10 protein-coding genes are annotated in these 11,261 nt (G+C 69.6%); 4 read left to right on the top strand and 6 right to left on the bottom strand.

Features of this window, described 5'->3' with window-relative positions; genetic code table 11:
* Positions 1-65: 65 nt before the first annotated feature.
* Genes uraD through AB7U92_RS12495 form a run of 3 tightly spaced genes read right to left on the bottom strand, consistent with a single transcriptional unit; the run spans position 66 to position 3,528 of the window.
* Entirely contained in the window at positions 66-1,847 is a 1,782-nt protein-coding gene (gene uraD, locus AB7U92_RS12505) for a 2-oxo-4-hydroxy-4-carboxy-5-ureidoimidazoline decarboxylase (protein WP_428577035.1), read from the bottom strand.
* A complete protein-coding gene (gene puuE / locus AB7U92_RS12500; RefSeq protein ID WP_428577032.1) occupies positions 1,844-2,776 on the bottom strand; it encodes an allantoinase PuuE in 933 nt (310 codons plus the stop codon). Before puuE ends, uraD begins: the two co-directional genes overlap by 4 nt.
* A complete protein-coding gene (locus tag AB7U92_RS12495; RefSeq protein WP_428577030.1) occupies positions 2,773-3,528 on the bottom strand; it encodes a GntR family transcriptional regulator in 756 nt (251 codons plus the stop codon). Before AB7U92_RS12495 ends, puuE begins: the two co-directional genes overlap by 4 nt.
* 80 nt (positions 3,529-3,608) lie before the next feature.
* Between AB7U92_RS12495 and uraH the strand changes: the two genes are divergently transcribed.
* The 4 genes from uraH (at position 3,609) to AB7U92_RS12475 (ending at position 7,911) form a co-directional block, all read left to right on the top strand.
* The gene (uraH, locus tag AB7U92_RS12490) at positions 3,609-3,965 is read left to right on the top strand and encodes a hydroxyisourate hydrolase (protein WP_428577027.1); all 357 of its coding nucleotides are present in this window, start codon (positions 3,609-3,611) and stop codon (positions 3,963-3,965) included.
* Positions 3,966-4,148: 183 nt separating this feature from the next.
* A complete protein-coding gene (locus tag AB7U92_RS12485) occupies positions 4,149-5,345 on the top strand; it encodes a urate hydroxylase PuuD (RefSeq protein ID WP_428577024.1) in 1,197 nt (398 codons plus the stop codon).
* Between the two features lie 39 nt (positions 5,346-5,384).
* Positions 5,385-6,383, top strand: coding sequence for a porin (locus AB7U92_RS12480; protein ID WP_428577021.1), 999 nt, complete (start codon positions 5,385-5,387; stop codon positions 6,381-6,383).
* A 52-nt stretch (positions 6,384-6,435) separates the two neighbouring features.
* Positions 6,436-7,911: a nucleobase:cation symporter-2 family protein gene (locus AB7U92_RS12475; protein ID WP_428577018.1), complete on the top strand. Its 1,476-nt coding sequence runs from the start codon at positions 6,436-6,438 to the stop codon at positions 7,909-7,911.
* Between the two features lie 21 nt (positions 7,912-7,932).
* Here AB7U92_RS12475 and AB7U92_RS12470 read toward each other — a convergent pair whose 3' ends face one another.
* Genes AB7U92_RS12470 through AB7U92_RS12460 form a run of 3 tightly spaced genes read right to left on the bottom strand, consistent with a single transcriptional unit; the run spans position 7,933 to position 11,248 of the window.
* On the bottom strand, positions 7,933-9,420 hold the full coding sequence (locus tag AB7U92_RS12470) for a serine/threonine-protein kinase (RefSeq protein WP_428577015.1): 1,488 nt from the start codon (positions 9,418-9,420) through the stop codon (positions 7,933-7,935).
* A complete protein-coding gene (locus tag AB7U92_RS12465) occupies positions 9,417-10,298 on the bottom strand; it encodes a c-type heme family protein (RefSeq protein WP_428577013.1) in 882 nt (293 codons plus the stop codon). The genes AB7U92_RS12470 and AB7U92_RS12465 overlap by 4 nt, the downstream gene beginning before the upstream one ends.
* The gene (locus AB7U92_RS12460; protein WP_428577010.1) at positions 10,295-11,248 is read right to left on the bottom strand and encodes a hypothetical protein; all 954 of its coding nucleotides are present in this window, start codon (positions 11,246-11,248) and stop codon (positions 10,295-10,297) included. The genes AB7U92_RS12465 and AB7U92_RS12460 overlap by 4 nt, the downstream gene beginning before the upstream one ends.
* Positions 11,249-11,261: the final 13 nt, after the last annotated feature.

Here is an 11,261-nt window from a genome sequence, read left to right as displayed (position 1 = left end):
CTGCAGGGTGCGCACCTGCTCGTCGAAGTGGGCGTCGATCCAGGCGTCGAGTTTCTCGTAGGCGTTCATGCGGGTACTTCTTCCAGTTGGCCGAGCAGGTGCTGGAAGGCCCGCACGCAGAGTTCGGCGTCGTCGTTGGTGATGGATTCGAGCGGGTTGTGGCTGATGCCGGCATTCAGCCCGCGCAGGAACAGCATGGCCTGCGGCATCACCTCGTGCAGCTTCATCGCGTCGTGCCCGGCGCCGCTGGGCATGCGGAAGACCGGCAGGCCGAGCGACTCGACGGCCCGCTCCCAGCGGCGCTGCCATTCGGGCGCGCTCGGTGCGGCGGCGGCACGCATCGTCTCTTCCACTTTGAAGTGCAGGCCGCGGCGTGTGCAGATGGACTCGAGCTCGGCCAGCACGTCGCGGGCCAGCGCATCGCGGGCCTCGTTCGTGGTGGCGCGCAGGTCGAGGCTGAACGTGCAGCGCCCCGGTACGACGTTGATCGAGCCGCTGGGCACGTTCAGCATGCCGATGGTGCCCACCACGTCGGGCACGCTCGAGGCGCGCTTCTCGACGAACTGCGCCAGCTCGGCCACTGCCACGGCCGCGTCGCGGCGCCGGTCCATCGGCGTGGTGCCGGCGTGGCTGGCCATGCCGATCACCTCGCCGAGGTAGCGCACGCTGCCGTTGATCGAGGTGACCACGCCCAGCGGCAGGTCGAGCTCGTTGAGCACCGGCCCCTGCTCGATGTGCACCTCGACGAAGCCGAGGTAGCGCGACAGGTCGCGCTTCCCGGCGCGGATGGCGTCCAGCGTTCCGGGAAGCCCTGCCGCCTTCATCGCCTCGCGCATGGTGATCCCGTCGGCGTCGCGCTGATCGAGCCAGGCGGGGGCGAAGTCGCCCGTGACCGCGCCCGAGCCGAGGAAGGTGGCCTTGTAGCGCTGGCCTTCTTCTTCCGCGAAGCCGATCACCTCGAGGCCGAAGGGAAGCCGCCGGCCGGCGAGGTGCAGTTCGCGCACGCATACCAGCGGCACGAAGATGCCCAGGCGCCCGTCGTACTTCCCGCCGTTGCGAACGGTGTCGAAGTGGCTGCCGGTCAGCAGGCGCTTCGCCGACGGATCGCTGCCGTGATAGACGCCCACCACGTTGCCCACCGCATCCACCCGCACCTCGTCGAAGCCGCAGTCGCGCATCCAGCGCTGCAGCTGCATCTGGCAGGCCTGGTGCGCATTGGTGAGGTAGGTGACGGTCAGCTGCCCGTGCTCGGCATAGCCCGGGTCGCTGTGGCGGGCGAGGATCTCGGCGCAGTCCCAGACCTGGTTGCCCAGCACCGGCTCGTGGCCGAACTTGTCGTTCAGGCGGATCTCGGCGATGCGATGGATGTTGCGCAGGCACTCGGCCAGCTCGTAGTCCGGGTGGTTGTCGAGCCGGCGCGCGAAGGTGGCGATGATCTCCGCGCGCGACAGGCCCGTGCCGCGCGGGCCACGCACGGCGAGGATGAAGGGCCAGCCGAACTTCGCGTTGTAGTCGGCATTGAGCTGCTGGATGCGGGCGAACTCCTGCGGCGAGCAGTTGGTCAGGCCCGAGGTGGTCTGCTCGTTCGTCGATTCGGCGGTGAGCGTCTTCGAGACCATCGCCTTGCCGGCGAGTTCGGGGTGGGCGCGGATCAGCGCCACCTGGGCGTCGCGGCCGGCCTCGGCAAGCACCTCCACCATCGCGCGCTTGAGCTGCGCCAGCGAGGTGAACGGCCGGCGCTGCAGCGCGCGCTCGGCGATCCACGGCGAGTGTTCGTACAGGCCGTCGAGCCACCGGGCGGCCTCGGCCGCCGGCGCGGCATTGAGTTGGTCGAGGGTGATCGTCATGCGGAGGCCTTGAAGGGATGCACCTGCTTCCAGTGGCGTGCGATGTCGATGCGGCGACACACCCAGACGCGGTCGTGGCGCTCGATGTGGTCGAGGAAGCGCTGCAACGAGCGCATGCGCCCGGGCCGGCCGAGCAGCCGGCAGTGCATGCCCACGCTGAGCATCTTGGGAGCCTCCTCGCCCTCGGCGTAGAGCACGTCGAAGGCATCGCGCAGGTAGGTGAATAAGTCGTCGCCCTGGCTGAAGCCCTGCGGCAGCGAGAAGCGCATGTCGTTGGTGTCCAGCGTGTAGGGCACGACGAGGTGCGGCACCGTCGTGCCGTCGGTCTTCGTCACTTGCGTCCAGAAGGGCAGGTCGTCGCCGTAATAGTCGCTGTCGTACTCGAAGCCGCCGTGGTCGGCCACCAGCCGGCGCGTATTCGGGCTGTCTCGGCCGGTATACCAGCCCAGCGGACGCTCGCCGGTGAGTTTCTCGATGATTTCCATGCCGATGCGCATGTGCTCGCGCTCCTGCGCTTCCGGCATGCCCTGGTAATGGATCCAGCGCCAGCCGTGGCAGGCGATCTCGTGCTCGAGCTCGACGAAGGCCTGGGTCAGCTCGGGGTGGCGTTCGAGTGCCATCGAGACGCCGAACACGGTGAGCGGCAGTCCGCGTTTCTCGAACTCGCGCAGCAGCCGCCACACGCCGACGCGCGAGCCGTATTCGTAGATCGACTCCATGCTCAGGTGGCGATCCGCGAAGGCCGGCGGGTTGAACATCTCGGACAGGAACTGCTCGCTGCCGGCATCGCCGTGCAGCACGCTGTTCTCGCCGCCTTCCTCGTAGTTCAGCACGAACTGCACGGCAATGCGGGCGTTGCCGGGCCAGCGGGCATGCGGCGGGGTGCGGCCGTAGCCGACCAGGTCGCGGGGATAGGGTGTATTCGTCATGGGGCGTAGGGCTTGAGGGCGTCGGTGAGGTCGGGCGTGCGCGGATCGAGGCGCAGGTTGTGCTCGACGTTGTGCAGGTGCTCGTCCATCAGCTTGACCGCGGCGCGCGCGTCACGACGGGCCAGCGCCTCGACGATGGCCACGTGCTCCTCGTAGGAGTGCTCGGCCGAGTGGGACGACTGGTACATCAGCGCGATCAGCGACGAGCGGGTGACGAGATCGGCGAGCAGGTCGGCCAGCACCTCGTTGCCGAGCATGCGGGCGATGACCACGTGGAAGTCGGCCAGCAGCCGGGTGCGGCCGGAGACGTCGGTGCGCTGCACCGCGGCCTGTTCGTCGCGCAGGTGGGCGCGCAGTTCGGCCAGCTGCGCATCGCTGAGCTCGGCGGCAGCGCGGCGGATCATGGCCGACTCCAGCAGGCGCCGCACCTCGAACACCTGGCGTGCCTCCTCGATGCTCGGCTCGGCCACGCGCGCGCCGCGCGCCGGCTCCAGCGTCACCAGCTTGTCGCGGCTGAGCTGGTTCAGCGCCTGGCGCACCAGCGTGCGCGAGACCTTGAAGATGTCGGCGATCTTCTGCTCGGCCAACTTGGTGCCGGGCATCAGGCGGCGCTCGACGATGGCCGCGGTGATCGACTCGACGATGCGCTGCGTATGGGTGCCGGCATCTCCGGCCGAGCCGGCGCTGGCGCGCGGCTTGCTCGCCTTCGCGCTCGGGCGGACGACCTGCAGGGTGGGGCTGCTGCGCGGCATGTGGAGACGGTCGGTACTTGATTCGCTGAGCAAAGTGTATACACTTTTGGCGAACCCGCAAGCATCACTCGAGGACCTTCATGGGCAAGCTCACCACGCACGTGCTCGACACCGCCAACGGCTGCCCCGCAGCCGGCATGGCGGTTCGGCTGTACCGCCTCGGTGCCGACGGCACCGCCATCGAACTCCAGCGCATCACGCTGAACCACGACGGCCGCGCCGACGCGCCACTGCTCGAGGGCGAGGCCTTCCAGCCGGGCCGCTACCGCCTGGTGTTTGAGGTGGCGGCGTACTTCCGCGCCCGCGGCGCGGCGCTGGCCGAGCCACCCTTCCTCGACGAGGTGCCGCTGGATTTCGGCCTCGCCGCCGCCGGCCAGCACTACCACGTGCCGCTGCTGGCCAGCCCCTGGTCGTACGCCACCTACCGGGGCAGCTGAGGCCACGAATCGGGGTAAGTCCGGATCGGCTCGTGTGCCGGTCTGTATACACTTGAATTGCGTCGCCGCGGAGCCCGGTGCCTCGTCACCGGTCGCGACATTCCCGCCTCACAGAGCCCGCTGTGGTGAGGTTGCACACAGGCCCGCTTCTTGCGCGGCCGGTGGCGACAGGGAGTGGCACGCATGGAAGCGTATGTTCTGGACTGGGTCAACCTGCTCTTGCGATGGGCCCACGTCATCGTGGCGATCGCCTGGATCGGCTCGTCGTTCTACTTCGTCTTCCTCGACAACAGCCTGACGAAGCCGACCGCGCCCGACCTCGTCGGCAAGGGCGTCGACGGCGAACTCTGGGCGGTGCACGGCGGCGGCTTCTACCACCCGCAGAAATACATGGTGGCGCCCAAGTCGCTGCCGCCCAACCTGCACTGGTTCTACTGGGAGAGCTACTCCACCTGGCTGACGGGCTTCGCGCTGTTCACCGCGCTCTACCTTTACCAGGCGAGCACCTTCCTGATCGACAAGAACCTGTTCGCCTGGTCGCCGGCCGGTGCGATCGCCGCCGCGCTCGGCTTCCTCGTCGTCTTCTGGCTCGTCTACGACGGCATCTGCCGCGCCTTCGGCCAGAAGCCGGGGGGTGACCGCATCGTCGGCATCGGCGTGACGGTTGCGGTGATCGTCGCCTCGTGGCTGGCCTGCCAGCTGTTCGCCGGGCGCGCTGCCTTCCTGCTGGTGGGCGCGATGATGGCCACGGCGATGAGCGCCAACGTGTTCTTCTGGATCATCCCGGGGCAGCGCACCGTGATGGCGCAGATGAAGGCCGGCGAACCGGTCGACCCGGTGCACGGCCAGCGCGCCAAGCAGCGCAGCGTGCACAACACCTACTTCACGCTGCCGGTGCTGATCGCGATGCTCAGCAATCACTACGGCTTCCTCTACGGCGCGAAGCACAACTGGCTGGTGCTGGTGCTGATCATGCTGGCCGGGGCGCTGATCCGTCACTCGTTCGTCGCGCGGCACAAGGCGTTGGTGGCCGGCCACCGTGTGCCATGGGAGTACGCGATCGGCGGCACCGCGGTGATCGTGGGCCTGGTGGTGTGGCTGGCGCCCGCGCCGGTGCCCAGGAGCACCAGCGTGGCGCCGCCGAGCTTCGCGCAGGTGCGCCCGGTGATCGAGCAGCGCTGCGCGATGTGCCACAACGAGCAGGTGATCAGCAAGGGCGTGCAACTGCACACGCCGGAGCTGATCGCAAAGAACGCCCAGGCGATCTACCAGCAGGCCGTGGTGCTCAAGGCCATGCCCATGAACAACGCCACGCAGATCACCGATGCGGAACGGTCCTTGCTCGGACGCTGGTTCGAGGCCGGTTCGCCCCTGAACTGACGCCCCAGACGTCGCCACAACCCGAGGAGGAAACCCGCGATGAAACGTTCTTCAAGCTTTCGCTGCGCGCTGATCGCCGCATCCACCGCCATGGCCCTGCCGGCGGCCGCACTGGCCCAGACCAGTGTGACCCTGGCCGGCCTGCTCGACATCAGCGCCGGCCAGTCCAAGCCGGTGGGCAACCCCAACAAGACCTGGAATGTCGACAACGGCCAGATGACCACCAGCTGGTTCGGCTTCAGCGGCAGCGAGGATCTCGGCGGCGGGCTGTCGGCGGTGTTCACGCTGCAGTCCTTCATGCGCGCCGACACCGGCGCCTCCGGCCGCTTCGGTGCCGACACCTTCTGGGCGCGCAACGCCTTCGTCGGCCTGGCCAGCAACAGCTTCGGCCGCGTGACGATCGGCCGCAACACCACGCCCTTCTTCGTCACCACGCTGTCGTTCAACCCCTTCGGCGACTCGTTCGGCTACTCGCCCAGCATCCGCCACTACTTCACCAGCGGCACGCTGACGGGCGACTCGGGCTGGAGCGACTCGGTGCTCTACACCAGCCCGAAGCTCGGCGGCGCCACGCTGCAGCTCATCATGGCCGCGGCCGAGGCGGGCAGCAACGGCCGCAACCACGGCGTCAACCTGCGCTGGGGCGCCGGCGCGTTCGACTCCGCCTTCTCCTGGCAGGACGTGAAGAAGGACGGCGCCGCTGCGGTGGCCGACACCAAGAGCTGGCAGGGCGCGGTGAGCTACGACTTCGGCGCGGCGAAGCTGTTCGGCCAGTTCGGCAACGTGGCCAACAAGACCACCGGCAACGAATACGACATCGCCGGCCTGGGCGCGAGCGTGCCGGTGGGCAACGGCAAGGTCATCGCGCAGTGGGGCCAGATCAAACCGGAGACCGGCGCCAAGCGCAAGACCTTCTCGGCCGGCTACGACTACTACCTGTCCAAGCGCACCGACCTGTACGCGGTGGCCATGAGCGACAAGATCGACGGGCAGAGCAGCGGCAGCGCCTTCTCGATCGGCGTGCGCCACCGCTACTGACCGCGGCCGCGATTCCGACGCTCACGACACAAGACCACACGAGGAGACAAGCATGAGCGACACGACGGTCCACCCGGTGGACGAGAAACTCCCGGCGCCGCGACTGGCGGCGCTGGGCCTGCAGCACGTGCTGGTGATGTATGCCGGCGCGATCGCCGTGCCGCTGATCGTCGGCCGCGCGCTCAAGCTCACGCCCGAGCAGGTGGCACTGCTGATCTCGGCCGACCTGTTCAGCTGCGGCCTGGTCACGCTGATCCAGTCGTTCGGGGTCACGCGCTGGTTCGGCATCAAGCTGCCGGTGATGATGGGCGTGACCTTCGCGGCCGTCGGCCCGATGGTGGCCTTCGCCAACGCGATGCCCGGCGTCGACGGGGCGCGGGCGATCTTCGGCGCGATCATCGGCGCCGGTGTGATCTCGATGCTGATCGCGCCCATCGTCAGCAAGCTGCTGCGCTTCTTCCCGCCGGTGGTCACCGGCACCATCATCGCGATCATCGGCATCAGCCTGATGCGCGTGGGCGTGGGCTGGGCGATGGGTGGGCCGGCGCCACTGGCGCAGAGCGTGGACGTTCCCAAGCTGGTGGCCATGGTCGATGCGGCCAAGGCCACGGCGGAAGCCGCCAGCGCGCCCTTCAAGCTGCCCGGGCCGATTCCGATGACCAACAACCCGAACTACGGCGCGCTCGACAACATGGCCGTGGCCGGCGCGGTGCTGGTGTTCATCCTGCTGCTGGTGAAGTACGCGAAAGGCTTCGTTGCCAACATCTCCGTGCTGCTGGGCATCGTGGCCGGCTGCGCGGTCGCCATCGCGATGGGCAAGATGAACTTCGACAAGGTGGCCAAGGCGCACTGGTTCGACGTGGTCACGCCCTTCGCCTTCGGCATGCCGACCTTCGACATCGTGATGATCCTGACGATGACGCTGGTGATGATCGTGGTGATGATCGAATCCACCGGCATGTTCCTCGCGCTGTCGGACCTGACCGGCAAGAAGATCGACCAGCCGGCGCTGGCCGCCGGGCTGCGCACCGACGGCCTGGGCACGCTGATCGGCGGCATCTTCAACACTTTCCCCTACACCAGCTTCTCGCAGAACGTCGGCCTGGTCGGCGTCACCGGCGTGAAGAGCCGCTGGGTGTGCGTGGCCGGCGGCGTGATCATGATCGTGCTGGGCATGCTGCCGAAGATGGCGGCCTTCGTGGAGTCGATCCCGCAGTTCGTGCTCGGCGGCGCCGGCCTGGTGATGTTCGGCATGGTCGCGGCCACCGGCATCCGCATCCTGTCGACGGTGGACTTCAAGGGCAACCGCCACAACCTCTACATCGTGGCGCTGTCGATCGGTTTCGGCCTGATCCCTCTGGTGGCGCCGCGCTGGACGCAGCAGATGGCGCACGGCCTGCACCCGCTGCTGGAGTCGGGCATCTTGCTCACCGCCGTGGCGGCGGTGGTGCTGAACATCTTCTTCAACGGCGCGAAGGAAGACCGCGCCGGCGCGATCGAGGCCGCCAAGACCGCCGAGGCGCACTGAGCGGCGCCACTTCTGCGCCGATCAGGGCAGCTTCCACAGCCGCCACAGCAGAGCCTTGCGGTCGACGCCTTCGCCGGCCGCATCGGCCAGCGCGGTGAAGAAGGCTTCGCGGCTCGAGGCACCCACGGACGCGCGGCGGGCGATCAGTGTGGCAATCGGGCCGATCTGCACCGCGAGTTCACGTGCCGCCTGCTCCACCAGCGCCGGCTGCATCGGCGTGGTGCCGAGCACCGGCAGCGCGGCGCCGCTGGGCGGCCGGTGCGGCTCGTGCACGGCCGGCAACAGGCGGCGCGCGCGGCCGAGAAAACGCTCGCGCTCGTGCGGCTCCAGCACCTCGGCGGCCAGCGTCTGCAGCAGCGCGGGCAGGTCGGCCACGCGGCGCGTGGCGTTGCGCACCACGTGGCGCGTCATCGGGCCGAGGTGGGGCAGCAGCAGTTGCTCGACGGCCAGCAAGGCCCTGGCATCCCAGTCCGGCAGGCTGGGCGCCGATGCCGGGGCCAGGGCCGGCGTGGAAGGCGGCGGCATGCTGCCGCGCGGCATGACCGCCATCGCACGCGGCATCAGCCGGGTGGGGGCTTCCTCGCGCGCGCCGCGCAGCCGGCGCATCGTCCCGGACGAGACCTGCGGCCCAATCGGCAGCCCTGCGGCCAGGGCCAGCGCAGCGCGCATCTGCGCGGCATCGGCAAAACGATCGTCGGCCCGCTTCGCCATCGCCCGTGCGCACACGGCGTCGAAGGCAGCCGGCACCGGCGGCTCGAGATCGAGCTGCGACGGCGGCGGCGGCTCGTCGTGCATCACCTGGTACATCACCGCACCGGCGGCGCCGCGGAAGGGCGCGCGGCCGGTCAGCAGCTCGTACAGCAGCACGCCGCAGGCGAAGATGTCGACGCGCGCATCGGGCGCCTCGTCGGTGTAGCGCTCGGGGGCCATGTAGCCGGGCGATCCGAGCACGGCCGTGTGGTGCGTGCGCTGCGCGCCGTCGATGCGCGCGATGCCGAAGTCGGTCACCTTCAGCCGGCCCTCGGGCGTGAGCAGCAGGTTGGCCGGCTTGATGTCGCGGTGCCAGACGCCCTGCGCATGGGCATATTCCAGCGCGTCGAGCAACTGGGCGACGATGCTCAGCGTGTCGGCCAGCGGCAGGCGGAAGCCGAGAGCGAGCGGCTCGTGCAGGCAGACGCCGGCCACGTACTCCATCGCGATGTAGTGCTGGTTGCCGGTCTGCGCATACTCGTAGACGGAGACGATGTTCGGGTGCGACAGCCGCCCGGCCGCCTGCGCCTCGGTGCGGAAGCGACGCTCGCCGTCGAGGTCCTGCGCCTCGGGGGCCAGCAGCGGGCCGCGGATCGCCTTGATCGCCACCGGGCGGTGGATGTCGGGGTCGAGTGCCTCGTAGACCACGCCCATCGCACCCTCGCCGAGCACGCCCGAGACGAGGTATTTGCCCAGACGCCGGGGCATCGGCGCATGACCATCCGGTGGCGAGTGCAGCCCGAGCGGCCGCGCGCTCATGACGGCGCTCCTTCCAGCATCTTCATCGCCTGCACCAGGCTCTTGCGCATGCGGCTGAAGGAGGCGGCCAGGCGGCCGATCTCGTCGCGCGCGCCGAAGGCGAACGAGGGCGCGGACAGTTCGCCCAGACTCACGCGGTCCGCCAGGCGCGACAGCCGCGTCACCGGCCGGATCACCAGCCACCACAGCATCGCGTTGAGCGCCACGGCGATGACCACGAACACCGCCGAGAGCATGCCCATGAAGGCCGCCCAGGCCTCATGGGCGCGGGCCATCGGCACCGCCAGCGGTACGGACACCAGCTGCGCGCCCACCACCTCGCCGAGCTGCCAGCCGAAGCCGTTGGCCGGCCCATACTTCTCGACCAGCGTGCGCGGCGCCGCCTCCACCGTGCTGTGGCAGCGCAGGCAAGCGGCGTCGGCGATGCGGATCGGCCGGGCGATGTACAGGGCGCGGCCAGCCGGCGTGTCGCGCTCGCCGACAAACTCCTTCAGCTCGGCCGACTTGCGGAACTCGGCGATCACGTCGGCCTCCCACTCCACCGCGCGGTCGCGCGGGTTGGTTGGGTTCAGCGTGGCTTCCTTGTAGGCGTATTCGGGGTGGTTCTTCTGGATCTTCGCCAGCACCTCGGTGGCCGAGAAGGCCGGCACCGATTGCGGCAGGAAGGCGTACTTCATCTGCGTGTCCAGCAGCGGCGCCACTTGCGTCGAGGTGTAGGCGCGCACGGCCAGGGCCTTCTCGAGCAGGAAGCGCGCCTGCTGCAGCGTCTCTTCCTGCGCGTTGCGCTGCAGCAGCTGGCGCGTCATCGCGCCGGTGGCGGCGAGCCCGACGAGGAAGATCAGCACGAACACCAGGTTGAACTTGAGCAGCAGTCTCATCGCGTCGTCTCCATCGATTCGGTGGCCGCGGAATCCGGCCAGGCCATCACGCCCTGCAGGCTGACGGCCTGCGGCGGCGCACGCTGGACCACGACCACCGGCGCGGGCCGGTACTTCTCGGGGAACAGCGTGCGGTCCCACTCGGGGTGGCGGCGCAGTCCGGCCAGCAAGGCCGCCCGGAAGGCGCGGTCGCGAGCCCGTGCGGCGAAGCGCTTCACGGCCATGCTGCGCACGGCCGGCTCGCCGTCGATCCAGGTGGCCACCTCGGCGTAGGCCACGGGCTGTGCAGGGCCGGGCTCGGCCGGAGCGCCGAGGAAGCGCGCCGCGCGGCGCGGCAGGGTGTCGGCAAAGCCACGCGGCAAGCCCTGCAGCAGCGCGGCCGGTGGCCGGCGCTCGAGGCTGGCGGCTTCTGCGGCCCGGCGCACCAGCGCATCTCCGTTGGCCATTGCCAACGCGCCGCCATCGCGGCCGCTCTCGGCCACGCGTGCCTGGCCCGACTCGACGAACACCAGTGCATCCTCGGGCGACACGTGCATCACCGCCGACCCGTCGAGATGCAGGATGTCGGTCAGTGGGCTGGCCAGGCCCGCGGCACCTGCCGGGGCCGTGCTCGCCTTCAGCCAGCCGCGGGCGAGGTAGAGCGTGGTGGCACGCTCGCCCAGCCGGCCATCCGCGGGCGGCTGCAGCATCAGCTCGGTGGAGGCCCCGAGATCGAGCGCGATGCCGTCGCCGAGCTCGATGCGCGCCAGGCGCGTGTCGGCGCCGGTGCGCACGATGTCGCCGTCGTGCAGGCGCAGGCCCTCGGCCGCGGCGAAGCGCTGCGCCGCGCGAATCACGTGGAGTTCGCCGTCGGCAATCGTCACGATGCCGATCGGGGCGGCGGCGCTGCGGACCGGGCTCAGTCCCAGCAAGGCGAACAGGGCGGCGCAGGCGAGGGCAGCAGGCTTCATCGGGGCTCCAGGC

Origin of the sequence: Piscinibacter sp. (assembly GCF_050175855.1) — a bacterium.
Taxonomy (GTDB): domain Bacteria; phylum Pseudomonadota; class Gammaproteobacteria; order Burkholderiales; family Burkholderiaceae_C; genus Piscinibacter.
Note: the sequence above shows the minus strand (reverse complement) of the source record. Positions and strands in the feature narration are given on the sequence as shown.

Bases quoted from the DNA above. Each gene is read 5' to 3' on its own strand.
- uraH (WP_428577027.1), top strand. From the start codon at position 3,609: ATGGGCAAGCTCACCACGCACGTGCTCGACACCGCCAACGGCTGCCCC.
- AB7U92_RS12480 (WP_428577021.1), top strand. From the start codon at position 5,385: ATGAAACGTTCTTCAAGCTTTCGCTGCGCGCTGATCGCCGCATCCACC.
- puuE (WP_428577032.1), bottom strand. From the start codon at position 2,776: ATGACGAATACACCCTATCCCCGCGACCTGGTCGGCTACGGCCGCACC.
- AB7U92_RS12465 (WP_428577013.1), bottom strand. From the start codon at position 10,298: ATGAGACTGCTGCTCAAGTTCAACCTGGTGTTCGTGCTGATCTTCCTC.
- AB7U92_RS12460 (WP_428577010.1), bottom strand. From the start codon at position 11,248: ATGAAGCCTGCTGCCCTCGCCTGCGCCGCCCTGTTCGCCTTGCTGGGA.
- AB7U92_RS12470 (WP_428577015.1), bottom strand. From the start codon at position 9,420: ATGAGCGCGCGGCCGCTCGGGCTGCACTCGCCACCGGATGGTCATGCG.
- AB7U92_RS12475 (WP_428577018.1), top strand. From the start codon at position 6,436: ATGAGCGACACGACGGTCCACCCGGTGGACGAGAAACTCCCGGCGCCG.
- AB7U92_RS12495 (WP_428577030.1), bottom strand. From the start codon at position 3,528: ATGCCGCGCAGCAGCCCCACCCTGCAGGTCGTCCGCCCGAGCGCGAAG.
- uraD (WP_428577035.1), bottom strand. From the start codon at position 1,847: ATGACGATCACCCTCGACCAACTCAATGCCGCGCCGGCGGCCGAGGCC.
- AB7U92_RS12485 (WP_428577024.1), top strand. From the start codon at position 4,149: ATGGAAGCGTATGTTCTGGACTGGGTCAACCTGCTCTTGCGATGGGCC.